Genomic DNA, 23,330 nt, shown 5'->3' with positions numbered 1-23,330 from the left:
TTTCAGGCGGGCGTGCCGCGCCGGAGCGACGCGCCACGCATCGCCGCCAGTTCGTTCGATATCAGCGCCGTCATCACCACGGCGCCGCCGATCAGCGTTTCCTGCGCCGGCACCTCCCCGGCGCCCAGCCAGGCCCACAAGGGCCCCAGCAACACTTCCAGCAGCGCCAGCAGCGACACTTCCGGCGCCGACAGATGGCGCGCCGCACGCACCATCAGCATGCATGGAAAGCCGAGCTGGAAAAAACCGAGCGTCGCCAGGATCGCCAGATCATGCAGCGAAGCCTGGAGCGGCCACGCCAGCGGCAGCATCAGGATGGCCGCGAACACGCTGCCCAGGAACACGGCCGGGATCAGGTCGACGCCATGCCCGGCGCGCTTGATGGCGATCAGGTTGACCGCCGCCGCCACCGGCACGGCGCTGGCGATCAGCATCCCGATCAGATGCTGCCCCCCCACATCATTGATGCTGCGCACGAACATCCACAGAATCCCTCCGAACGCAGCGACAATCGCCAGCCAGGTGCGGCGCGGAATGTCGGTCTTGAGCAACAGCCAGGCGAGAAAAGCGGTCAGCAGCGGCGACACGCTCATGACGATCAGCGTGTTTGCCACCGTGGTCTTGGTCAGCGCGATCATGAAGCTGGTAAACATCGCGCACCACATCAAGCCGCTCACCACACCAAGCGGGCCGACAGCACGCACCGTTTTCAGCGCGGAGCGCACGCCCCCCTGCTGCAAAACCAGCGCGCCGGCAACAAACAGGGCGGAGAAAAAACTGCGCCAAAACGTCACCTCGAAACTGCGCGCCGCTTCCAGGTGGCGCGTCAGCACGCCGGCGATGCTCCACAGGGTGGGCGCGATAATCATCAACACGATCGCGCGACGATGAGTATTCAGAAATGGCATAGGCAAGACTAGGCAAGACATGAAAAAACCCGGCGGCCCCAAAGGGCGGCCGGGCTGACGTCATAACGTTTTACCACGCCGCATGCGTCGTGGTTTTCAAATTACGCCGCCTCGCGCGAAGCCTTCTTGCGCTCGTGCTCCTTCAGATGGCGCTTGCGCAGGCGGATGCTCTTCGGCGTGATCTCGACCAGTTCGTCGTCCTCGATGAATTCCACCGCATATTCCAGCGTAAGCTGGATCGGCGGCACCAGGCGCACTGCTTCGTCGGTGCCGGAAGCACGCACGTTGGTCAGCTGCTTGCCCTTGATCGGGTTCACGACCAGGTCGTTGTCGCGCGAGTGGATACCGATGATCATGCCCTCGTACACCGGGTCGTTATGGCTGACGAACATGCGGCCGCGATCCTGCAGCTTCCACAGTGCATAGGCAACCGCCGCGCCGTCGTCCTGAGAAATCAGCACGCCGTTGCGACGGCCTGCCAGTTCCGGCTTGTTCATGTCGACCGGCGAGTAGTCGTCGAAAATATGGCTCATCAGGCCCGTGCCGCGCGTCAGCGTCATGAATTCGGACTGGAAGCCGATCAAGCCGCGCGCCGGAATGCGGTATTCAAGACGCACACGTCCCTTGCCGTCCGGCTCCATGTTCTGCAGGTCGCCACGGCGACGGCCCAGTTCTTCCATCACGCCGCCCTGGTGCGCGTCTTCCACGTCCACGGTCAGCAATTCATACGGCTCGCACTTGACGCCGTCGATATCCTTGAACACCACGCGCGGACGCGATACGGCCAGCTCGTAGCCTTCACGGCGCATGTTTTCCAGCAAAATGGTCAGGTGCAGTTCGCCGCGGCCCGACACTTCGAACGTGGTGTCGTCGCCGGTATCGTTGACGCGCAATGCGACGTTCGATTTCAATTCGCGGTCGAGACGGTCACGCAACTGGCGGCTGGTGACAAACTTGCCTTCGCGGCCCGCCAGCGGCGAGTTGTTGACCAGGAAGTTCATCGTCAGCGTCGGTTCGTCCACCTTCAGCATCGGCAAGGCATCCGGTTTGTCAGGAGAGCACACCGTGGTGCCGATGCCGAGGTCCTCGATACCGTTGATCAGCACGATGTCGCCGGCGATCGCTTCATCCACCAGAACGCGCTCCAGGCCCTTGAACTTCAGCACTTGATTGATGCGCGCCTTGGCCGGGGTCGAGTCCGGACCATTCATGATGATGACGTCCTGCAGCGCCTTCACGCGGCCGCGGCTGATGCGGCCGATGCCGATCTTGCCGACGTAGGAAGAATAATCGAGCGAGGAAATCTGCAGCTGCAGCGGACCGTCCGGGTCGTCGTCGCGCACCGGCACGTGTTCCAGCACCGCGTCGAACAGCGGCTTCATGTCGCCTTCGCGCACGGTCGGGTCCAGGCTGGCATAGCCGTTCAGCGCCGAAGCGTACACCACCGGGAAGTCGAGCTGCTCTTCGGTCGCGCCCAGCTTGTCGAACAGTTCGAAGGTCGCGTTGATCACCCAGTCCGGACGCGCGCCCGGGCGGTCGATCTTGTTGACCACCACGATCGGCTTCAGGCCCAGGCCGAGCGCCTTGCGCGTGACGAAGCGGGTTTGCGGCATCGGGCCTTCGACAGCATCCACCAGCAGCAGCACGGAATCGACCATCGACAGCACACGCTCCACCTCGCCGCCGAAGTCGGCATGGCCGGGGGTATCGACGATGTTGATGTGGGTGCCGTTGTATTCGACCGCGCAATTCTTCGCCAGAATCGTGATGCCGCGCTCCTTTTCCAGGTCGTTCGAATCCATCACGCGATTGTCGACTTGCTGATTCTCGCGGAAGGTACCGGACTGGCGCAGCAGCTGGTCGACCAGCGTGGTCTTGCCATGGTCGACGTGGGCGATGATGGCGATGTTGCGCAGGGCGCGTTTGGTGTTTGACATGGTGATGAGGTGCTGGATACGGAAAACCGAAAATTATAGCATGCTGCGCCGCGAAGAATTGGAAAAACCCTTGAAATTCAAAAGCTTGCTTGCTGAAACACAAGGCATTCAAGATTCCATTTGATTAACTTATACTCTTGCACGTCTAAAATCTTACGACTGGAATATGACAGCACGATTTTTCTCCCTGCTCGCCTTGCTGATCCTGAGCGCATGCGCGCAAGTCAGCACCACCGCACCCGGCGTGGTCGGGGTCAGTCGGGCGCAATACATGACTTTCTCATCCGACAAGTTCAACCAGCAGATGAGTGCGTCGTACAGCGAGATGATGCGCGGTGCGGCGGACAAGAAATCACTGAACCAGAATTTCGCGATGGTGTCGCGCGTACGCACCATCGCGAACCGCCTGATTCCCCACACCGCCGTATTCCGCCCCGACGCGCCTGGCTGGCAATGGGAAGTGAACGTCATTACCTCCGACGAGCTAAATGCGTTTTGCGCAGCCGGTGGAAAGATCGCGTTCTACAGCGGAATTATCGACAAACTGAAACTGACAGACGACGAAATCGCGGCCATCATGGGCCATGAAATCTCGCATGCATTGCGCGAACACGGGCGCGAACGCGCGTCCCAGCAGTTGGGAACGCAGCTCGGCCTGACCTTGGTCGGCATCGCCGCAGGCGTCAACCAGGGCCAGATGAACCTGGCCGGCGACATGTCCAAATACCTGTATTTGCTGCCGAACAGCCGGGAACATGAAACCGAGGCCGACCGCATGGGAGTCGAGTTGGCGGCGCGCGCGGGATATGATCCGCGCGCGGCCATCTCGGTATGGCACAAGATGCGGGCGACGGACAGCCGGCAACCGCCGCAGTTCGCCAGCACGCACCCCTCCCATGAAACGCGGATCGCCGATCTGGAAGCCTACAGCGCGAAGGTGATGTTTCTCTACGAAGCGGCGAAAGCGCGCAAGCCGGCAGGTTAATGGGTGCCGGTGGCGATCAGGCGTTCCGGCGCGAGCACGCCGAATTCCACCAGTTGCGCCGTACCAAGCAGGCTGCGGTCGGATTCGCGATACACGCGCACCCGGCCTTGCTCCAGCCGGCCATACCCTTCCCGGCCTAGGGCAAGACGCTGGCCATGCAAAAAACGCCTGGCCAGTTCGTCGGATAGCGATACCGCCGGAAACGTTGAAAGCAAGGCATCGACCGGCGCCAGCCGTGTCTCGCGCTCCGCTTCGGCCGTATCCATCAATTGTTCAAGAGTGACTGCGGCGTCAAGGCTCAGCGCCCCTACTTGCGTTCGCCGCAGCGCCTGCAAATGCGCGCCGCAGCCGAGCGCGGCGCCGATATCCTGCCCCAGCACGCGGATATAGGTTCCTTTGCTGCAACGAACGCGCAACTTCAGATATGGCGCCCGGTAATCGAGCAATTCCAGCGTGTGTATCGTCACCCGGCGCGCCTCGCGCTCGAGCGTCACGCCGGCGCGCGCGTACTCGTAGAGCGGCTTGCCGTCGCGCTTCAAGGCCGAATGCATCGGCGGCACCTGGTCGATGTCGCCGCGAAATCGCGCCAGGACTGCTTCGATCCGCTCCAGCGTCACGTCGACTTCGCGCGTTTCGATGACCTCGCCTTCGGTGTCGCCAGTCGCTGTCGTCACACCCAGATGCACCACCGTCTCGTACGTCTTGTCTGCGTCGAGCAAATCCTGCGCAAACTTGGTGGCCTCGCCAAAACAAAGGGGCAGCAAGCCGGTCGCAAACGGATCGAGGGTACCGGTGTGCCCCGCCTTTTGCGCGTTGAGCAGGCGCTTGGCCTTGATCAGCACGTCGTTGCTGGAGTGGCCAGCAGCCTTGTCGAGTAATAAAACGCCGTGCACCGGCACGCGTATTTTCTTGGGCAATGCTTGCGCCATAGGGGGAAATCAAGAGAGCCGCGCGCGGCGCGGCGAACGTTCAGTCTTCGGCGTCCTTGGCACGCGTCGCATTGGCCGCGTCGATCAGCTTGGACAACTCCATGCCGCGCGACGTGGACGTGTCGTACACGAAGTGCAACTCGGGAATGGTATGGATAGTCAGGCGCCGCCCCAGCTGGCCGCGAATGAAGCCGGCCGCCTTGCGCAATCCCGACAGCGTGTTCTGCACCGCTTCGTCGTTGTCAACCAGCGTCGTGAAAAACACCTTGGCATGCGCGTAATCGGGGGTCACCTGCACTTCGGTGATCGTGATCATCCCGACGCGCGGGTCCTTCAGTTCGTAGGCAATGATCTCGGCCAGGTCGCGCTGGATCTGGTCGGCGACACGCACGCCGCGCCCGGGAATGGATTTGCTATGTTTAGCCATGGTTCTGCAACCTTAAAACGAGATAGCCCGGACGGAGCCTTAAACCGCATTGCGCAACCCGCTAGCGGGTCACGCAGTGCGCCGGCTCCATCCGGGCTATGAAACTGCCCGCGACAATCGAATTACAGGGTACGTGCGACTTCCTGCACTTCGAACACTTCCAGCTGGTCGCCTTCCTGGATGTCATTGAAGTTCTTCAGCGACAGACCGCACTCGAAGCCGGCCTTCACTTCCTTCACGTCATCCTTGAAGCGCTTGAGCGAATCGAGTTCGCCGGTCCAGATCACCACGTTGTTGCGCAACAGGCGAACCGATGCGCCACGCTTGACCAAGCCGTCGAGCACGTAACAGCCGGCAATCGAGCCGACCTTGCTGACGTGGAACACCTGGCGGATTTCGACCAAGCCCAGCGCCGCTTCGCGCTTCTCCGGTGCCAGCATGCCCGACATGGCGGCTTTGATTTCGTCCACCGCATCGTAAATGATGTTGTAGTAACGAATATCGATACCGCTGGCTTCGGCCAGCTTGCGTGCGGAAGCGTCGGCACGGGTGTTGAAGCCGATGATGACTGCTTTCGACGCGACCGCGAGGTTGACGTCGGACTCGGAGATGCCGCCAACGGCCGCGTGCACGATCTGCACCCGTACTTCGTCGGTCGACAGCTTTTGCATCGAGTGCACCAGTGCCTCCTGCGAACCTTGCACGTCGGCCTTGATGATCAATGGCAGCGACTTGACTTCGCCCTCGGCCATCTGCTCGAACATGTTCTCCAGCTTTGCCGCCTGCTGCTTGGCCAGCTTCACGTCGCGGAACTTGCCTTGACGGAACAGAGCGATTTCACGCGCCTTGCGCTCGTCTGCCATCACGATCACTTCTTCGCCGGCGGCCGGCACCTCGGTCAAGCCCTGGATTTCAACCGGAATCGACGGTCCCGCTTCGGTAATGTTCTTGCCGTTCTCGTCCAGCATCGCACGCACGCGACCATAGGACGAACCGGCCAGCACCACGTCGCCGCGCTTCAAGGTACCGGACTGCACCAGCACCGTGGCAACCGGGCCGCGGCCCTTGTCCAGCTTGGCTTCGATCACGAGGCCCTTGGCCAGCGTGTCGACCGGCGACGTAAGCTCCAGCACTTCGGCTTGCAGCAAAACGTTTTCCAGCAAGTCGTCGATACCCTGGCCGGTCTTGGCCGACACCGGCACGAACGGCGCATCGCCACCATAGGCTTCCGGCACGACGCCTTCGGCAATCAATTCCTGCGTGACGCGGTCCGTATTGGCTCCCTGCTTGTCGATCTTGTTGATCGCCACCACGATGGGCACGCCAGCTGCTTTCGCATGCGCGATCGCTTCCTTGGTTTGAGGCATCACGCCATCATCGGCTGCCACCACCAGAATCACGATGTCGGTCGCCTTCGCGCCGCGGGCGCGCATCGCGGTAAACGCTTCGTGGCCCGGCGTATCGAGGAAGGTGATGATGCCGCGCGGCGTTTCGACGTGATAGGCGCCGATATGCTGCGTAATGCCGCCAGCTTCGCCAGCCGCCACTTTGGCACGGCGGATGTAGTCCAGCAGCGAGGTCTTGCCATGGTCGACGTGGCCCATCACGGTCACCACCGGCGCACGCGGCAATGCCTCAGCATCGACGTGTTCGCCGACTTCTTCGAGCATTGCTTCCGGATCGTCCAGCTTGGCCGCAAACGCCTTGTGGCCCATTTCCTCCACCAGAATCATCGCGGTTTCCTGATCGAGCACCTGGTTGATGGTGACCATCTGGCCCAGCTTCATCAAATGCTTGATCACTTCCGACGCCTTCACCGCCATCTTGTGTGCAAGTTCGGCGACCGTAATGGTTTCCGGCACGTGCACTTCCTTGATTACGGCTTCGGTCGGCACCTGGAAGTTCGATTCGCGCTGATCGTCGCCGTGCGAAGAGCGGCGTCCCTTCGGACCGCCACGCCAGCCGTCGCGGCCGGTCGCCGGCCCGGCAGTGCCCGCGCCGCGGGTCTTGATGCCGCCGCGCTTTTTCGCCTGCTCATCCTGCCAGGTAGACGAAACGTTGGCCGACTTGATCGACTTCTTGTCGCCAACGGCAGGCTTCTTCTCGTCCTTTTTCTCGACAGGTTTCTTGTCGGCGGGCTTGTGCAGCGTACCTTCCGCAGCCTTCGCCTGCGGTGCGGGCGCCGGCTCCGGCGCCTTCATGACCTTGCGCGGCGCGTTCATCATCGCCTTGATCTGCGCAACTTCATCTTCAACAGCCTTGCGTGCGCGCTCGGCGGCGGCAGCGCGCTCCGCTGCCTCCTTTGCTTCCTGCTCGGCAGCCTTCTTCCTGGCGGTCTCTTCGTCCGCACGCTTCTTCTCTTCGGCAGCGGTGAGGTCGACCTTTTCCTGCTGCTTCGCCGCAGCGGCCGCTTCGGCCGCCTTGCGCGCTTCCTCGGCCTCTTTCTGCGCCTTGGCTTGCGCCTCCTTCTCGGCTTCCAGCTTCGCCAGACGCTCCTGCTTTTCACGCAACTCGGCTTCCTGACGCGCGATCAGCTCCGCCTGGCGGCGCGCTTCTTCCGCGCGGCGCGCCACTTCCGCTTCGTCAATCACGGGAGCGGCTGGTGCAGTCGGCGCGGGCGCGGCTTCGACAATCGGCTCGTCGCGTTTGATGAAGGTGCGCTTCTTGCGCACTTCAACCTGGATCGTGCGCGACTTGCCGCTGGCATCGGCCTGCTTGATCTCGGTCGTTTCCTTGCGCGTGAGGGTGATCTTCTTCTTTTCGCCATCCGGCGACGCTCCGTGCGAGCGGCGCAAATGGTTCAACAGCTTGTCCTTGTCTTCCTTGGACAGCACATCGGACGCCGAACGCTTGTCGACGCCGGCGGCACGCAGTTGCGTCAGCAGCAAATCCGCTGGCATCTTCAGTTCGGTGGCAAATTGAGCTACGTTGTTACTCGCCATTCAGTCCTCTTTTCTATGTGGGCTCGACAGATGATATTGAAGCGTTGCAGGTCATTTCGCTGCAACCAGCTCCCGCGCTTTCTCTTGCAATGCCCGTGCACGATCATCGTACTTGGCATCGATCAGGCGCATTTCATCGTCGGTCACATCCTCAAATTCATTTCCAATCAGTTCACGCGCACGCTCTATCGGCAAGGCCAGGATGGCGCCGAATTCGTCATAGGCTAAACCGGCAAACGCGTCCACCGTCTTGACCCCGGCCAAACCCAGTTTGCCCGCCGTAATCCGGTCGATGCCTTCCAGATTGACCAAAGCATCTTCCATGCCTTCCAAACCCTCTTCGGAGGCAATGGCTTCCGTCACAAGTGCGTCGCGCGCGCGGCTGCGCAGCTCGTTGACAGTGTCTTCGTCGAAGGCTTCGATATCCAGCATTTCGTTGATCGGCACGTAGGCAATTTCTTCCAGGCTGGAGAAGCCTTCCTGCACCAGGATGTCGGCCACTTCCTCGTCGACGTCGAGCTTTTCCATGAACAGCACGCGAATCGCCGCGGTTTCCGCCGCCGCCTTGTCGGCCGATTCTTCCGCCGTCATGATGTTGATCTGCCAGCCGGTCAGCTCGGACGCCAGGCGCACGTTCTGTCCGCCGCGGCCGATCGCAATCGCCAGGTTTTCCTCGTCGACCACCACGTCCATCGCATGCTTTTCCTCGTCGACCACGATCGACGACACATTCGCCGGCGCGAGAGCTCCGATCACGAACTGGGCCGGATCTTCCGACCACAATACGATGTCGACGCGCTCGCCACCGAGTTCGCCGGTCACCGCCTGCACGCGCGAGCCGCGCATGCCGACGCAGGTGCCGATCGGGTCGATGCGCTTGTCGTTGGTGTGCACCGCGATCTTGGCGCGCACGCCCGGGTCGCGCGCCGCCGATTTAATTTCGAGCAAGCCTTGCTCGATTTCGGGCACTTCCAGCTCGAACAGCTTCATGATGAATTCCGGCGCGGTGCGCGACAGGATCACCTGCGGGCCGCGTGCATTGCGGTCGATGCGCAGGATGTAGGCGCGCACGCGGTCGCCGACGCGCAGATTCTCCTTCGGGATCATCTGGTCGCGCGGCAAGCGCGCCTCGATCTTGCCCGATTCGACGATCGCATCGCCGCGCTCCATGCGCTTGATCGTGCCGGTCACCAGCGCATCGCCGCGCGCCAGGAAATCCTGCAGGATCTGCTCGCGCTCGGCGTCGCGAATACGCTGCAGCACCACCTGCTTGGTGTCCTGCGCAAAGCGGCGGCCGAAATCGACCGATTCGATCGGCTCCTCAATGTAATCGTCGACTTCGATGTCGGCAATCTGCTCCTTCGCCTCGAAGTGCAGCACTTCCTGGTCGGGCAATTGCAGACCTGCCTCATCCGGCACGACGTGCCAGCGGCGGAAGGATTCGAACTCGCCGGTTTCGCGATCGATGGAGACGCGGACATCGACGTCGCCCTCGTAGCGTTTCTTGGTCGCTTGCGCAAGCGCATGCTCGAGCGCTCCGAAGACGATTTCCTTATCGACGTTTTTTTCTCGTGCCAGCGCATCGACCAACAACAGTACTTCGCGACTCATGCTTTGCGACTCCTAAAATCCACTTTCGGCACTAGCCGTGCCTTGTCCACGTCGGCGAGCGTAAACTCCAGCATCGCCGGCCCTTCTTTTCCCTCAAATTCCAGTTTCAGCTTGTCGCCTTCCGGCTCATGCAGAATGCCTTGGAACGACTTGCGATTCGCTGCTCCGGGCATCGGCATGCGCAGCTTCACGACAGCTTCCTGCCCTGCGAAACGCGTATAATCGGCCGCCTTCTTCAGCGGACGATCGAGCCCGGGAGACGAAATCTCCAACCGCTCGTAATTGGCATTCTCGACCGTCAGCATATGCGACAATTGGTGGCTGACCTTTTCGCAGTCATCCACCGTGATATTGCCCTTGTCGGCCTGCTCGGGCGGGAAGTCGATATACACACGCAGCAAACCATGCGCCGCCTGCTCGAAATCGACCAGTTCGTAGCCCATGCCCACCACGGTTTTTTCAATTAAGTCCAACAACCGCAAAACAGTTCTCCAAAACCACGCCAGCCAGTCCGCACAAAGCGTTCAAGAAAAAAAAAATGGGCATCTGCCCATCTTTTTATCGCTTCAGCCCACTTAACGTGGCACCCGGCAAACTTTTATTCTTGCGGGCCGACTTTTGTTAACTCTCTAATTATAAACAATTATTTGGCGCATCGCAATGGCATGGCGCACCCCAAGTCCGGGGCGCGCATTTCCACATAACAAGCCTCCCCCTGCGGATCAGCCGCGAGAGCGGCGCCGCGCCATGCCCTGCAGCCCAAGGCCGCCACGCGCCTGTCCACCGGCGCGACGCCCGTAGCCGACATCGGGAAATCCGAGTGCGGTTTGCAGCGGGTCGGGCTGACGGCTGCGCGGTGCGCCTTGCGCACGCCCCTGCTGTCCACCGCGCGACTGGTTGCGATTTTGCGGCTGGTTCTTATCAAAGCCATTCTTCGCTCCCCGCTCGCCGCGCACCTTTCCCTGAGACTGCTGGGTCGCGGCCTTCTCCAGACCACTCAGCGCCATCAGATTACGCACGGCGTGCTCGTCCAGCTCTTCCCAGCGTCCACGCTTGAGCCCGCTTGGCAGGGTCATTGCGCCATATCGCGTCCGGATCAGCCGCGACACCGTCAAGCCAACGGCTTCGAACATGCGACGCACCTCGCGGTTGCGCCCTTCGCCAATGATCACACGATACCAGCGATTGGCCCCTTCGCCACCGCCATCGGCGATCTTCGAAAACTGCGCAACACCGTCATCCAGCTCGACACCAGCCAATAGCTTCTGCCGCATACCCTCTTCCAGCTCGCCCAGCGTGCGCACGGCGTACTCGCGCTCGATTCCGTAGCGCGGGTGCATCAAGCGGTTGGCCAAATCACCCGAGGTAGTAAACAGCAGCAAGCCTTCGGTATTGAAATCCAGCCGCCCGACCGCAAGCCACTTGCCGGCCTTGATAGTCGGAAGGCGCTCGAATACCGAGGGGCGGCCGTCCGGATCGCTGTGGCTGACGATCTCGCCAGCAGGCTTGTGATATACGAGCACGCGCGGCGGGCGCTTGGTGACTTTGCGCTGAATTAGCTTGCCGTTGATACGCACCTGGTCAGTCGGCAGAATGCGCTGCCCGATATGAGCCGGCTCGCCGTTGACCGAAACACGCCCGGCGATAATCAATTCTTCCATGTCACGGCGCGAGCCGAGTCCAGCATCAGCCAGCACCTTGTGCAACTTCGGCGCATCATCTTCCGCCGTCAAATCGCGACGCACATTCTTGGCCTGCATCTGGCGCCCGTCGCGGCGCCCATTGCCAGCATCCTCGGCGGCGCTATCGAAGGCATCGGAGGTCACGAACGAGAAGATATCGTCGGGGCTGTCGCCCTTGGTTTTCGATTGAACAGCCTTGCCTTGCCGGTCACGCCCCTTCTGCCCGGGCTTACCCTTTGCGAACTCATCCCTCTTGCGGTTTTCGCGCGTGCCACGCTGCGGCTTGCCGCCACTCGGTTCGCCGCCCTCCACGGATAACTGGGTCGAATCGGCGCCCCCATTTCCATCCGCAGAGACAGCGGCGCCTCCCGCCTTCTCCGCATCAACCGGACGCGGAGAACGGCTGCGCCGCAGACTACGCGGCCCACGCACACCGCGCTTGACCGGTTTTTTCCTACCTTCCTCCGCCTGACCGCCGTCGGTAGACGTCGATGCATCGCTACGGGACAGTTCCTGGCTCTCTTTGGATTCCGACACTGCAGAGGAATCGGTTGCCATGACTACTGGCGCTTCATTCTGGATTGGCAGATTCATCGTTCGCTTCTTGATTGTGCTCACTGGAGGGGGCGTCTACGGGTGTTTTGACATCAGCCTCTCGGCTGGACATATCTGTGCCGCGCTGCGAAGCCGGCAATTCGGTTTGAAGTTGTGCGACCAAGCCCTGTTCCGACCTGGCCACGCCGGCTTGATCGACCAGGCTTTCCGACCCTAGGGCATTCGGCCCCTGCACCGCCAGGCTGATTGCGCGGTCCAGACCAGCCTGCATTCCACCTTCGAGCGCCTGCATTTCCGGCAGCATGCCCGCCTGCATATCCTCTTTCGCGACTTGCTGCAGCGGCGGCAACTGATCAAGCGAGGTCAATCCCAGATCATCAAGGAACTGCCTGGTCGTAGCGAACAAGGCCGGCCGACCCGGCACGTCGCGGTGACCGATCGCTTCGATCCAACCTCGCTCTTCGAGCATCTTGATGGTTTGAGAGTTCACCGCGACACCACGGATTTCCTCAATATCCCCCCTGGTAACCGGTTGGCGATAGGCGATGATGGCCAAGGTTTCCAGAGTTGCGCGCGTATATTTCGGCGGCTTCTCAGGATTGAGCCGCTCAAGATATTTCTTCATCCCCGGACGACTCTGAAAGCGCCAACCGGTAGACAGGCTGACAATTTCAATTCCCTTGTCGGACCAGTCGTCGCGCAATTCTTCCAGCATCGCTTTGATGGTATCGGCACCGACTTCTGCATCACCATCACCGCTTTCCATGTAGAGCTTCTTCATGTCATTGATCGACAAGGGCTCGTGCGCGCACAGCAATGCTGTCTCGAGGACTTTCTTCGCCTCAATAGTATTCATCGGTATGCGTCTTGTTTTTTTCCAACAATGTGCAGATATATTCGTCAACGACACGCACCATTTGATGCTGCCAGGCCGGACACGAGAGTCCATTGATGCTGCAATCCCGCGCCCGATTTTTATTGGATATATGAAGGACGGGAATTCAAGACTGTGAGACTTGGTTGCGGGGGCAGGATTTGAACCTGCGACCTTCGGGTTATGAGCCCGACGAGCTGCCAGACTGCTCCACCCCGCGTCTGAAGAACATAAGTATATCCGGTATCGACTACCAACGCAAATGTAATTGTTGACCACACTTGCGGTGTACACTTCTACTCCATTCGAACAATGCGCCGATTGTCGTCGCCGAATTACATCGTCGCGCGCTTAACCCCATTGTCCGTCGCCCCCCTTATGAAATTTTGCTCTGAATGCGCGCATCCGGTTTCGCAGCTAATCCCGCCGGACGATAATCGTCCACGTTACGTATGCGGACAATGCGGAACGATCCATTATCAGAACCCCAAGATGGTGATCGGCTCGATTCCGGTGTGGGACCACGAAGGCGACACGCGCGTACTGCTGTGCAAGCGCGCAATCGAACCGCGTTACGGCTACTGGACCCTGCCCGCCGGCTTTATGGAAAATGAAGAAACTACGACGGAAGCAGCCTTGCGTGAAACGCAGGAAGAAGCGGGGGCGCACATTGAACTGCATGAGTTGTTTTCGCTGCTGAACGTGCCGCACGTGCATCAGGTGCACATGTTCTACCGCGCCACCTTGCTCGACCTCGATTTTGCAGCCGGCACCGAAAGCCTGGATGTGAAGCTGTTTTCAGAGTCGGAGATTCCGTGGAAGGAAATCGCATTCCCGACGGTCGCCTATACCTTGAAGTTTTTCTTTACCGACCTTGCGCGCATCAGGCGCGAGGGGGGCACCTATGCCCTGCATACGCGCGACGTGCTGACACCGATGCGCCAGTCTGCCGAAGGCTAAGCAGCATCGCGCATGGCCGCGCCCCGCAAAAAACAAAAGAGGATGCACATAAACGCGCATCCTCTTTTTTATCCCGCACTTACCAGCTTGTCTCGCGCTCCGCGGTGGCGCTGATCCTATGAATCGACAGATCGGCGCCGTCGAACTCCTGCTCCGGATCGAGGCGAATACCGACCGTCCTTTTCAACAGCCCGTACACGATCGCGCTCGCGCCGGCCGCAATTGCCACGCCGAGCACGGTACCTACCAATTGCGACATGAACGACACGCCGCCGATTCCACCCAGCGCCTTCTGACCAAAAATACCGGCGGCGATACCGCCCCAGGCGCCGCATAAGCCATGCAGCGGCCACACGCCGAGCACGTCGTCGATCTTCCATTTGTTTTGCGTGAGCGTGAACATCCACACGAAAATGACGCCTGCAACGCCGCCCGTCACAAGCGCGGCAAGCGGGTGCATCAAATCAGAACCGGCACACACCGCCACCAGCCCGGCCAGCGGACCATTGTAGGCAAAGCCCGGATCATTCTTGCCCATCAAGACGGCGACCAGCGTGCCACCAACCATGGCCATGAGCGAGTTGATCGCCACCAGTCCATTCATCTTGTCGAGCGTTTGCGCGCTCATCACATTGAACCCAAACCAGCCGACGGTCAGAATCCACGCGCCGAGCGCGAGAAACGGGATATTCGACGGCGGATGCGCCGCGACGGCGCCATCCTTGGAGTAGCGCCCGCGCCGCGCCCCGAGCAGAAGCACCGCAGGCAGGGCCGCCCAACCACCGACGGCATGCACGACTACCGAACCGGCGAAGTCATGAAACTCCTCCGAGAACATCGCCTTCAGCCAAGCTTGCACGCCAAACTTGTGATTCCATGCGATACCTTCAAAGAAGGGATACACCAACCCTACCAGCATCGCGGTTGCAAACAGTTGTGGATAGAATTTGGCGCGCTCGGCGATGCCGCCTGAAATAATTGCCGGAATTGCCGCAGCGAACGTGAGCAGGAAAAAGAATTTCACTAACTCGAAGCCACTCTTCGCCGCCAGTGCACCAGCATCGGCAAAGAAGTCGATGCCATACGCAATCGTGTAGCCGACAAAAAAATAGGCAATGGTCGAGATGGCAAAATCGACTAAGATTTTGACCAAGGCGTTAACCTGATTTTTCTTGCGAACCGTCCCCAGCTCCAGAAAGGCGAACCCGGCATGCATCGCCAGAATCATTATGGCGCCAAGCAAGATAAATAAGGTATCGGCACCGTTTCGAAATGCGTCCATGCAAAAAATCTCCCTGTTAAAGTGCATGCTGGAATCAACAAGCACCAATAAAGCAATATTTATTCCAATTTAGTGCACAACAGCAAGATATTGATTTCCAAGGAGAAAATTTTGTTTGAAAAATGGGCGCAATGCTTTTATGCACCTGTTTTGTGCATTCCAATGATCTACTTTGGTGAAAAGAATGATTCCTTGGCTTGAGGCGAGCACTCCCTTTCCAGACGTATCATCCGCGCTAAACGAAGAAGACGGGGCGCCAGGGCTACTCGCCGCCGGCGGCGACCTTTCCCCTAAGCGATTACTGGAGGCCTATCGCCGGGGAATCTTCCCCTGGTACTCGGAAGGACAGCCTATCTTATGGTGGAGTACCGATCCGCGCATGGTGCTCTTTACCGAGCGGTTTGTGATTTCGCACAGCCTCCGGAAGACCTTGAAAAAGGTGCACAAGAGCATGCATTCGGATCGGCGCTGGCAAATCCGCTTTGATACGGCATTCGAACAAGTGATGCTAGCCTGCGCCGCACCGCGGAAAGAAGGTGCAGGCACCTGGATTTCGGAAGACATTATTCGCGGCTACAGCGCATTGCATCGTCAAGGATATGCCCATTCCTCTGAACTGTGGCTCGACAACCAGTTGGTCGGCGGCGCTTACGGTGTGTCCATTGGGCGCATGTTTTATGGCGAATCAATGTTTGCGCGTATCCCGGATGCATCAAAAGTCGCCCTCGCCTATCTGGTCCATTTTCTAAAGGGGCAAGGTGTGTCGATGATCGATTGCCAACAAGAGACATCGCATCTGGCGTCGCTTGGGGCAGCCCCCTTCCAAGGAAAGAATTTATCCGATTGCTGCGCGAAGCAATCGCGCAACCGCAGATACACGCTTGGCATCCGCTCGACATATTCTAGGCATACGCAAAAAACACTTCTGCCGATCACGCCATACGGTGTAAATTAACAGAGTCGGAATCGTAGCTAGGTATGCCGCATGACGCATCTTAAAGATCTGCCTTTCGCCACCCTGCAGTTTTACGCGACCGCGCCATATCCGTGCAGTTATCTCGAAGGACGCCAAGCGCGTTCACAAGTCGCGACGCCCTCTCACCTGATTAACGCCGATGTTTATTCGGAACTGGTCAAGAATGGCTTCCGCCGCAGCGGCATCTTTACCTATCGGCCGTTGTGCGACGGCTGCCAGGCATGCATTCCGGTGCGCGTGAAAGCCGGCGCATTCCACCCCAATCGCAGCCAGCGCCGCGCCTGGAGCAAGCATGAGGGGTTGACCACGTGGATCACGACGCTGGCGTACGTGCCGGAGCATTACGATTTGTATCTGCGCTATCAGTCAGTGCGGCACGCTGGCGGCGGCATGGACCATGACAGCCGCGACCAGTACGCGCAGTTCTTATTGCAGAGCAAGGTCAACACACGCCTGGTCGAGTTCCGGGACAACGACGGCACCCTGCGCATGGTAAGCATCATTGATATCCTGAACGACGGCCTGTCCTCCGTCTACACCTTCTACGACCCCGATATCGAGGGCGCGTCCTTGGGTACCTACAACATCCTTTGGCAAATCGAGCAAGCCCGGCGGCTTAACATGCCACACGTCTATCTTGGCTATTGGATCAGGCACAGCCGGAAAATGGCGTACAAGATCAATTTCAAACCGCTTGAAGCACTCCGGCATGGCACGTGGGAGGCATGGCAGCCGGAGTGACACCTGTCACCACCATCTATTGATAAAGCGCAATAGTAAAATAGCGGTTTTGCCGCTCGCAGGCATCGCCTACCTATTTGCCCCATGTCCGACAAATTCCTGTACGCACTCACCCGTCCCCTCCTGTTCTCGCTCGACCCGGAAGCCGCCCACAACATCGCGCTGCCTGCACTAAAGCGCGCCGCAGCCTGTGGCCTGACCAAACTCATCGCGCGCCCCCTGCCCGACCCGCGCACGGTGATGGGCATTACCTTTCCCAATCCTGTCGGCTTGGCCGCCGGCCTGGACAAGGATGGCGCCTACATCGACGGCCTTGCAGCACTCGGATTCGGCTTCATCGAAGTCGGCACAGTTACGCCGCGCGCGCAGCCTGGCAATCCGCAGCCACGCATTTTCCGCCTTCCGCAGGCAAATGCGGTCATTAACCGCATGGGCTTCAACAACGGCGGTGTAGATGCCTTTGTCACCAATGTCCAGTCGTCGAAGTTTTATCAGAACAAAGAAGGTGTGCTCGGCCTAAACATCGGCAAAAATGCCGATACGCCAATCGAACGCGCGGCGGACGACTATCTGCATTGCCTGGAGAAGGTATATCCCTACGCAAGCTACGTGACGGTCAACATCTCCTCGCCGAATACCAAGAACCTGCGCCAGCTTCAGGGCGGCTCGGAACTGGACGCGCTGCTGTCCAAATTGAAGGATGCGCAACTCCGCTTGGCCGACCAGCATATGCGCTATGTGCCAATTGCATTGAAGATCGCTCCCGACATCGATGGCGATCAAGTCAAGTCCATCGCGTCCGCGCTCATGCGCCACAAGATGGATGCGGTCATCGCGACCAACACGACCATCACGCGCGACGCAGTAAAAGGGTTGCCGCACGCCGAAGAAACTGGCGGACTTTCGGGCGCGCCGGTATTCGAACTGTCCAATACCGTCATTCGCGCATTGAACGCCGAGCTGAAAGGCGCACTACCAATCATTGGCGTCGGCGGCATTCTCTCGGGAAAAGATGCGCAGGCGAAGATCGATGCCGGCGCCTCCATGGTGCAGTTGTACACCGGTCTGATTTACCGCGGCCCCGCATTGGTCAAGGAATGTGCGGCGGCATTACGCAAAGCTCGTTAAGGCAGAAAAAATAAAAAAAGCCCGGAACGAATCCGGGCTTTTTTCTTCACGCCGATTATTCGACTTCCAGAGTCTCTTCCGGAGCCGGCGGCGGAGACGCATCTCCTTCCGCGAAATCGAGCTTAATCTGCTCCTTGTCGTCCAGATCGACCGTGACCCGACCACCGGACACCAGGCGGCCAAATAGCAATTCGTCGGCCAGCGCCTTGCGAATCATGTCCTGGATCAGGCGCGCCATCGGCCGCGCGCCCATCAGCGGATCGAAGCCCTTCTTGGCAAGGAAACGGCGCAGGCTGTCGGTAAAGACCGCCTCGACCTTTTTCTCGTGCAATTGCTCTTCGAGCTGCATCAGGAACTTGTCGACCACGCGCAGGATGATTTCCTCGTCCAGCGCCTTGAAGCTGATGGTCGCGTCGAGACGGTTACGGAACTCGGGCGTGAACATGCGCTTGATGTCGGCCATCTCGTCGCCGGCTTCCTTCTTGTCGGTGAAGCCGATAGAACGCTTCTGCAGCGCCTCTGCTCCCGCGTTGGTGGTCATGATGATGATCACGTTACGGAAGTCAGCTTTGCGGCCGTTGTTGTCGGTCAGCGTGCCATGGTCCATCACTTGCAACAGGATATTGAAGATATCCGGATGCGCCTTTTCAATCTCATCCAGCAAGAGCACAGCGTGCGGCTTCTTCGTGATCGCCTCGGTCAGCAGGCCGCCCTGGTCGAAACCGACATAGCCGGGCGGCGCACCAATCAGGCGCGAAACCGCATGACGCTCCATGTACTCCGACATGTCAAAGCGGATCAACTCGATGCCGAGGATGAATGCCAGTTGCTTGGCGACCTCGGTCTTGCCGACGCCGGTCGGGCCGGAGAACAGGAAGGCGCCGATCGGCTTGTCGGTCTTACCGAGACCAGCGCGCGCCATCTTGATGGCGGATCCGAGCGCTTCGATCGCCGGATCTTGGCCGAACACCACGTTCTTCAGGTCGCGGTCGATCGTCTGCAGCTTGGAGCGGTCGTCCTGGTTGACCGTCTGCGGAGGAATGCGCGCAATCTTCGAGATGATGTCCTCGATCTCGGATTTGCCGATCGTTTTCTTCTGCTTCGACTTCGGCAGGATGCGTTGCGCGGCGCCCGCCTCGTCGATCACGTCGATCGCCTTGTCCGGCAGATGACGGTCATTGATGAAGCGCGCCGCCAGTTCCGCCGCCGACGTCAGCGCGGAAGCCGAATACTTGACGCCATGATGCTCTTCGAAGCGCGATTTCAGGCCGCGCAAAATCTGCACTGTCTGCTCCACGGTCGGCTCGTTCACATCGATCTTCTGGAATCGCCGGGACAGCGCATGGTCCTTCTCGAACACCCCACGGAATTCCGTGTACGTGGTCGCGCCGATGCATTTCAGCTGGCCTGACGATAGCGCCGGCTTCAGCAGATTGGATGCATCCAGCGTGCCGCCGGAAGCCGAACCGGCACCGATGATCGTGTGGATCTCGTCGATGAACAGGATACCGTGCGGATTGTCGCGCAACTGCTTCAACACCGCTTTCAGGCGCTGCTCGAAATCGCCGCGATATTTCGTCCCGGCCAGCAGCGCGCCCATGTCGAGCGAGTAGACGACAGCGTTCTGCAGAACTTCCGGCACGTCACCCTGGGTCACTCGCCAGGCGAGGCCCTCCGCGATCGCGGTCTTGCCGACGCCGGCCTCACCAACTAGCAGCGGATTGTTCTTGCGGCGGCGGCACAAGGTCTGGATGACTCGCTCGACTTCTGACTCGCGGCCGATCAACGGATCGATCTTGCCTTCGGCGGCGAGCTTGTTCAGATTCTGAGTGAACTGATCGAGCGGGCTTTCCTTCTGCTGCCCTTCGGCCTGCGCCTCTTCCGCACCTTCCGGCGATTTCTGCGAATCGGCCTGCTGGTCCTTGCGGACACCGTGGGAAATGAAATTCACGACATCCAGGCGCGTCACACCCTGCTGGTGCAGGTAGTACACCGCATGCGAATCCTTTTCGCCGAAGATCGCCACCAAGACGTTGGCGCCGGTGACTTCCTTCTTGCCGTTCGACGCTGACTGCACGTGCATGATGGCGCGCTGGATCACGCGCTGAAACCCGAGGGTCGGCTGCGTGTCGACTTCGCTGGTGCCCGGCACCGTCGGCGTATTGTCCGTTATGAAGTTGGTCAATGTCTTGCGCAGATCCTCGATATTGACTGCGCAGGCGCGCAGCACCTCAGCCGCCGACGGATTGTCGAGCAGCGCAAGCAGCAAGTGCTCTACTGTGATGAACTCGTGCCGAGCCTGGCGGGCTTCGACAAAAGCCATATGCAAACTAACTTCCAGTTCCTGCGCAATCATGCTTCCTCCATCACGCATTGCAGGGGATGTCCTGCCTTTCGAGCGTGGGTTAAAACGAGTTCCACTTTAGTCGACGCTATGTCTTTAGGATAGACGCCGCACATACCTTTTCCATCACGATGTACCTTGAGCATGATCTGCGTCGCTGTCTCTCGGTCCTTGTTAAAGTATTCCTGAAGGATCGCAACCACAAACTCCATCGGCGTGTAGTCGTCATTCAGGAGAAGCACCTGATACATAGGCGGGGGTTTGAGCTTCTGCTCTTGCCTAGCAAGTACCGTACCGTTGTCATGCTGAGTTTCCATGCTTCTATTCTATTGCATCAACTTTCGCGCAATGCGCAGAAGTAAAGAACATCCTCTTTGTATATTACGCCGTTTCTGCACAGTGCGCAGATGAAGTCAAACCCCCCTGATTTCAAGAATCCTTCTCGGTAATTAGCTTGTAATAGCTCAAAAAGGACATGGATTGTGCCTTGACTTTTATATTTTTTGCGGGAACAATGGTATTTATTGACATTACAGCAGTTATGGGAATGTCAATAGAAGTGAGCATTTAGGAGGGGGCAGCGTTACGCGGAGCTTCTTGCTTATACGGCTCGTGTGATTAGTTATTATTTGAAAGACGCTTTTATGGCAACAGGTACCGTCAAGTGGTTCAACGATTCCAAAGGCTTCGGATTTATCACTCCGGATGACGGCGGTGAAGATTTGTTCGCCCACTTTTCCGCAATTCAGATGAACGGCTTCAAGACTCTCAAAGAAGGTCAAAAGGTGTCGTTCGAAGTAACGCAAGGCCCCAAAGGCAAGCAAGCTTCCAACATTCAGAACGGCTAAACTAATCACACCGATTAGCAAGAGCAGTGAAAAGCCCCGTTTCGACGGGGTTTTTTTTCGTCCTTACAGTTGAACATTTTTGCATCCGGCCGGCATTCTTTACAATATGACGCGAATAAACGAGGCCCGCTGTATTTTTCATATCTAATTGCTTCAGAAGAAAATATCTGTAAAGTAATACTTCATGAAGCTGCGTCAAAAAATCCTGGCACTCGCAATTACACCGCTCATTCTTGCCGTGCTTGCCATTGCCCTCGCAGTGCGCTACCAAGCTGCGCAGCTGGCAGGTCAACAACGTGCCTCAGTGGAGGCTGCTTATCTCGCGAGCAAGGAAGCGGAGCTGGCGCATTACGTCTCGCTAGGCACCCGTTCAATTGCACATCTATATGAATCCGGGCGCCAGGATAAAGCGACGCTCGACGAAGCGAAAGCCATCCTTGCCAAACTCGATTATGGCGACGACGGTTATTTCTTCGTATACGACCTGCAGGGCAAGAACCTGATGCATCCGCGCCAGCCGGATCTGGTCGGTCGCAACCTGTGGGATCTGAAGGATGAGCATGGCAATCCCACTATCCAGCATCTGATCAACCAAGCCAAAGCCGGCGGCGGCTTTGTCCGCTACCTGTGGGAAAAGCCTTCTTCAGGCAAGATTGCGCCCAAACTTGGATATGTGGTCATGCTGGAGCGCTGGAACTGGATGCTTGGAACGGGTATTTATCTTGACGACGTCGATGCGGCGCTGGCGAAGATCGATACGCAAATTTCCAGCAACATTCAATATACGTTGCTGTGGATCGCCGCAATTGCCATCATTATTGCGTTGATCATCACATTGTCCGGACTCGCGCTCAACATCAGCGAAAATCGCGTTGCAGACGCTAAGCTCAAGGTACTGGCGCAAAGCGTGGTGCGCTCCCAGGAAGAGGAACGGGCCCGCCTTTCACGGGATTTGCATGACGGAATCAGTCAATGGTTAGTATCGATTAAGCTGCAGGTCGAATCCGGCATCGCAAAACTGACCTCCCCTAGCTCGACACCGGAAACGGCACGCAGGTCGCTCGATCGCGCCGCTTGCCAGCTCAACGACGTGCTCGGCGAAGTCAGGCGCATTTCCCACGCCTTGCGCCCCGCACTGCTTGATGACCTCGGTTTGGCGGCAGCGCTAGATCATTTGACACGGGAATTCAGTGAGCACGCCGGCATCGATATCATGTTTGCATCGGAAGGCGAAACCGACAGGCTGACCGACGTCGGCAACACGGTGTTATTCCGTATTGCGCAGGAAACCCTGACCAATATCGAACGTCATGCCAATGCCACCCAAGTCACAGTCCACCTCTCGGGCGACAAGACTGGCATCGTCCTTACCGTTACCGACGATGGAATCGGCTTCGATGTGGCGCGCATTGCCGAACATCCCAAGCGCGGCATTGGCTTGCGCAACATGCACGAGCGCGTGGAATCCGTTGGCGGCACATTTCAGCTCACTTCATCGCCGGAAGGCACCCGAGTCATCGCAACCCTCCCCCGAGTATGAATCAATCCCCTATCCTGCAACGCCATATCCATATCCTGCTGGTGGACGATCACCCGCTTGTGCGCGACGGCCTGCGCGCACGTCTCGAAACGATCCCGCATTTCGCTGTCGTGGCCGAGGCCGGCAACGCCGACGAGGCACTACGGCATGCCACTGCCGAGCATATCGATCTGGCACTGATGGATATCAATCTCAATGGGGCGAACGGCATCGAATTAACCGGCCGATTCAATACCTTGCATCCGGAAATCGCGGTGTTGATGCTTAGCATGCACGACAAGGCGGAATACGTTATGCAAGCCATTCAGGCAGGCGCACGGGGTTATGTGTTGAAGGATGCGCCAGCAACGGACATCATCGCCGCCATCGACACGGTAATGTCAGGGGGCATTTATTACAGTGCCGGTCTAACCAAACAGCTGGCCAAACCGGCGCAGCCGGCAACGCTCTTGACACGGCGTGAGCGCGAAGTACTACACTACATTGCCACCGGCAAATCGAACAAGCATATTGCACGAGAAATGGACCTGAGCGTGCGTACGGTGGAGACACACCGCCTGAATATCAAGCGCAAGCTCGGCATCGAAGGACAGGCCGATCTGATCCGCTTCGCGCTTGAGCACGCGCCGATCAAATAACGGTGCAGCAAATAAAAAAGGCC

General features: G+C 58.8%; 19 protein-coding genes, 1 tRNA gene and 1 pseudogene. 8 read left to right on the top strand and 13 right to left on the bottom strand.

The annotated features are described in order from the left end of the window. Window positions 1–2: 2 nt before the first annotated feature. Both FAY22_RS03065 and typA read right to left on the bottom strand, forming a co-directional pair. Window positions 3–869, bottom strand: a complete 867-nt coding sequence (locus FAY22_RS03065; protein WP_146333176.1) for a DMT family transporter — start codon at window positions 867–869, stop codon at window positions 3–5. Between the two features lie 140 nt (window positions 870–1,009). Further along, window positions 1,010–2,845 (bottom strand): translational GTPase TypA, encoded by a 1,836-nt coding sequence (typA, locus tag FAY22_RS03060; protein ID WP_146328861.1) that lies wholly within the window; start codon window positions 2,843–2,845, stop codon window positions 1,010–1,012. Window positions 2,846–3,011: 166 nt separating this feature from the next. Between typA and FAY22_RS03055 the strand changes: the two genes are divergently transcribed. Next, a complete protein-coding gene (locus FAY22_RS03055) occupies window positions 3,012–3,830 on the top strand; it encodes a M48 family metallopeptidase (protein ID WP_146328860.1) in 819 nt (272 codons plus the stop codon). On the opposite strand, the gene truB is transcribed toward FAY22_RS03055, so the two are convergent. The 8 genes from truB to FAY22_RS03015 all read right to left on the bottom strand — a co-directional run bounded on the left by truB (window position 3,827) and on the right by FAY22_RS03015 (window position 13,070). Then, the gene (gene truB / locus FAY22_RS03050) at window positions 3,827–4,759 is read right to left on the bottom strand and encodes a tRNA pseudouridine(55) synthase TruB (RefSeq protein WP_146328859.1); all 933 of its coding nucleotides are present in this window, start codon (window positions 4,757–4,759) and stop codon (window positions 3,827–3,829) included. The two genes, FAY22_RS03055 and truB, sit on opposite strands and share 4 nt — an antisense overlap. Before the next feature lie 40 nt (window positions 4,760–4,799). Further along, window positions 4,800–5,186, bottom strand: a complete 387-nt coding sequence (gene rbfA / locus FAY22_RS03045) for a 30S ribosome-binding factor RbfA (protein WP_146328858.1) — start codon at window positions 5,184–5,186, stop codon at window positions 4,800–4,802. 122 nt (window positions 5,187–5,308) lie between these two features. Then, window positions 5,309–8,128 carry a translation initiation factor IF-2 gene (gene infB / locus FAY22_RS03040; protein ID WP_146328857.1) on the bottom strand — a complete coding sequence of 940 codons (2,820 nt, stop codon included), beginning with the start codon at window positions 8,126–8,128 and terminating at the stop codon, window positions 5,309–5,311. 51 nt (window positions 8,129–8,179) lie between these two features. After that, complete coding sequence (gene nusA, locus FAY22_RS03035) at window positions 8,180–9,739, bottom strand: transcription termination factor NusA (protein WP_146328856.1); 1,560 nt, start codon at window positions 9,737–9,739, stop codon at window positions 8,180–8,182. Then, window positions 9,736–10,221 carry a ribosome maturation factor RimP gene (gene rimP / locus FAY22_RS03030; protein WP_146328855.1) on the bottom strand — a complete coding sequence of 162 codons (486 nt, stop codon included), beginning with the start codon at window positions 10,219–10,221 and terminating at the stop codon, window positions 9,736–9,738. Before rimP ends, nusA begins: the two co-directional genes overlap by 4 nt. A gap of 240 nt (window positions 10,222–10,461) precedes the next feature. After that, window positions 10,462–12,015 (bottom strand): 23S rRNA pseudouridine(2605) synthase RluB, encoded by a 1,554-nt coding sequence (rluB, locus tag FAY22_RS03025; protein ID WP_146328854.1) that lies wholly within the window; start codon window positions 12,013–12,015, stop codon window positions 10,462–10,464. Beyond that, window positions 11,993–12,832 (bottom strand): SMC-Scp complex subunit ScpB, encoded by an 840-nt coding sequence (scpB, locus tag FAY22_RS03020; protein ID WP_168204750.1) that lies wholly within the window; start codon window positions 12,830–12,832, stop codon window positions 11,993–11,995. The genes rluB and scpB overlap by 23 nt, the downstream gene beginning before the upstream one ends. A gap of 161 nt (window positions 12,833–12,993) precedes the next feature. Beyond that, window positions 12,994–13,070, bottom strand: a tRNA-Met gene (locus FAY22_RS03015). 158 nt (window positions 13,071–13,228) lie between these two features. Here FAY22_RS03015 and FAY22_RS03010 point away from each other — a divergent pair. Then, window positions 13,229–13,810, top strand: coding sequence for an NUDIX hydrolase (locus FAY22_RS03010; RefSeq protein ID WP_146328852.1), 582 nt, complete (start codon window positions 13,229–13,231; stop codon window positions 13,808–13,810). Window positions 13,811–13,889: 79 nt separating this feature from the next. On the opposite strand, the gene FAY22_RS03005 is transcribed toward FAY22_RS03010, so the two are convergent. Further along, window positions 13,890–15,092: an ammonium transporter gene (locus FAY22_RS03005; RefSeq protein WP_146328851.1), complete on the bottom strand. Its 1,203-nt coding sequence runs from the start codon at window positions 15,090–15,092 to the stop codon at window positions 13,890–13,892. Window positions 15,093–15,276: 184 nt separating this feature from the next. Here FAY22_RS03005 and aat point away from each other — a divergent pair. From aat to FAY22_RS02990, 3 genes and pseudogenes are all read left to right on the top strand, one after another. Further along, a pseudogene (aat, locus tag FAY22_RS03000) lies at window positions 15,277–15,998 on the top strand (leucyl/phenylalanyl-tRNA--protein transferase). A gap of 79 nt (window positions 15,999–16,077) precedes the next feature. Further along, complete coding sequence (locus tag FAY22_RS02995) at window positions 16,078–16,809, top strand: arginyltransferase (protein ID WP_146328850.1); 732 nt, start codon at window positions 16,078–16,080, stop codon at window positions 16,807–16,809. An 84-nt stretch (window positions 16,810–16,893) separates the two neighbouring features. Continuing rightward, window positions 16,894–17,937, top strand: coding sequence for a quinone-dependent dihydroorotate dehydrogenase (locus FAY22_RS02990; RefSeq protein ID WP_146328849.1), 1,044 nt, complete (start codon window positions 16,894–16,896; stop codon window positions 17,935–17,937). A gap of 55 nt (window positions 17,938–17,992) precedes the next feature. Here FAY22_RS02990 and clpA read toward each other — a convergent pair whose 3' ends face one another. Further along, complete coding sequence (gene clpA, locus FAY22_RS02985; RefSeq protein ID WP_146328848.1) at window positions 17,993–20,293, bottom strand: ATP-dependent Clp protease ATP-binding subunit ClpA; 2,301 nt, start codon at window positions 20,291–20,293, stop codon at window positions 17,993–17,995. After that, window positions 20,290–20,598 carry an ATP-dependent Clp protease adapter ClpS gene (clpS, locus tag FAY22_RS02980; RefSeq protein ID WP_040040154.1) on the bottom strand — a complete coding sequence of 103 codons (309 nt, stop codon included), beginning with the start codon at window positions 20,596–20,598 and terminating at the stop codon, window positions 20,290–20,292. The genes clpA and clpS overlap by 4 nt, the downstream gene beginning before the upstream one ends. Window positions 20,599–20,925: 327 nt before the next feature. Here clpS and FAY22_RS02975 point away from each other — a divergent pair, with 327 nt between their 5' ends. The 3 genes from FAY22_RS02975 (at window position 20,926) to FAY22_RS02965 (ending at window position 23,307) form a co-directional block, all read left to right on the top strand. Then, window positions 20,926–21,129 (top strand): cold-shock protein, encoded by a 204-nt coding sequence (locus FAY22_RS02975; RefSeq protein WP_040040153.1) that lies wholly within the window; start codon window positions 20,926–20,928, stop codon window positions 21,127–21,129. Window positions 21,130–21,313: 184 nt separating this feature from the next. Then, entirely contained in the window at window positions 21,314–22,669 is a 1,356-nt protein-coding gene (locus tag FAY22_RS02970) for a cache domain-containing protein (protein ID WP_146328847.1), read from the top strand. Continuing rightward, window positions 22,666–23,307, top strand: a complete 642-nt coding sequence (locus tag FAY22_RS02965) for a response regulator transcription factor (protein WP_146328846.1) — start codon at window positions 22,666–22,668, stop codon at window positions 23,305–23,307. Before FAY22_RS02970 ends, FAY22_RS02965 begins: the two co-directional genes overlap by 4 nt. The last annotated feature ends 23 nt before the right edge of the window (window positions 23,308–23,330 follow it).

Source organism: Noviherbaspirillum sp. UKPF54, from assembly GCF_007874125.1.
Taxonomy (GTDB): Bacteria; Pseudomonadota; Gammaproteobacteria; order Burkholderiales; family Burkholderiaceae_D; genus Noviherbaspirillum.
The sequence above is the reverse complement of the archived record's forward strand: the minus strand, read 5'-3'. Positions and strand labels throughout refer to the sequence as shown.

What these genes read in the sequence shown, in the direction of transcription:
- FAY22_RS03065 (WP_146333176.1), bottom strand. Translation starts at nt 869, where the DNA reads ATGATTATCGCGCCCACCCTGTGGAGCATCGCCGGCGTGCTGACGCGC.
- typA (WP_146328861.1), bottom strand. Translation starts at nt 2,845, where the DNA reads ATGTCAAACACCAAACGCGCCCTGCGCAACATCGCCATCATCGCCCAC.
- FAY22_RS03055 (WP_146328860.1), top strand. Translation starts at nt 3,012, where the DNA reads ATGACAGCACGATTTTTCTCCCTGCTCGCCTTGCTGATCCTGAGCGCA.
- truB (WP_146328859.1), bottom strand. Translation starts at nt 4,759, where the DNA reads ATGGCGCAAGCATTGCCCAAGAAAATACGCGTGCCGGTGCACGGCGTT.
- rbfA (WP_146328858.1), bottom strand. Translation starts at nt 5,186, where the DNA reads ATGGCTAAACATAGCAAATCCATTCCCGGGCGCGGCGTGCGTGTCGCC.
- infB (WP_146328857.1), bottom strand. Translation starts at nt 8,128, where the DNA reads ATGGCGAGTAACAACGTAGCTCAATTTGCCACCGAACTGAAGATGCCA.
- nusA (WP_146328856.1), bottom strand. Translation starts at nt 9,739, where the DNA reads ATGAGTCGCGAAGTACTGTTGTTGGTCGATGCGCTGGCACGAGAAAAA.
- rluB (WP_146328854.1), bottom strand. Translation starts at nt 12,015, where the DNA reads ATGAATCTGCCAATCCAGAATGAAGCGCCAGTAGTCATGGCAACCGAT.
- scpB (WP_168204750.1), bottom strand. Translation starts at nt 12,832, where the DNA reads ATGAATACTATTGAGGCGAAGAAAGTCCTCGAGACAGCATTGCTGTGC.
- FAY22_RS03010 (WP_146328852.1), top strand. Translation starts at nt 13,229, where the DNA reads ATGAAATTTTGCTCTGAATGCGCGCATCCGGTTTCGCAGCTAATCCCG.
- FAY22_RS03005 (WP_146328851.1), bottom strand. Translation starts at nt 15,092, where the DNA reads ATGGACGCATTTCGAAACGGTGCCGATACCTTATTTATCTTGCTTGGC.
- FAY22_RS02995 (WP_146328850.1), top strand. Translation starts at nt 16,078, where the DNA reads ATGACGCATCTTAAAGATCTGCCTTTCGCCACCCTGCAGTTTTACGCG.
- FAY22_RS02990 (WP_146328849.1), top strand. Translation starts at nt 16,894, where the DNA reads ATGTCCGACAAATTCCTGTACGCACTCACCCGTCCCCTCCTGTTCTCG.
- clpA (WP_146328848.1), bottom strand. Translation starts at nt 20,293, where the DNA reads ATGATTGCGCAGGAACTGGAAGTTAGTTTGCATATGGCTTTTGTCGAA.
- clpS (WP_040040154.1), bottom strand. Translation starts at nt 20,598, where the DNA reads ATGGAAACTCAGCATGACAACGGTACGGTACTTGCTAGGCAAGAGCAG.
- FAY22_RS02975 (WP_040040153.1), top strand. Translation starts at nt 20,926, where the DNA reads ATGGCAACAGGTACCGTCAAGTGGTTCAACGATTCCAAAGGCTTCGGA.
- FAY22_RS02970 (WP_146328847.1), top strand. Translation starts at nt 21,314, where the DNA reads ATGAAGCTGCGTCAAAAAATCCTGGCACTCGCAATTACACCGCTCATT.
- FAY22_RS02965 (WP_146328846.1), top strand. Translation starts at nt 22,666, where the DNA reads ATGAATCAATCCCCTATCCTGCAACGCCATATCCATATCCTGCTGGTG.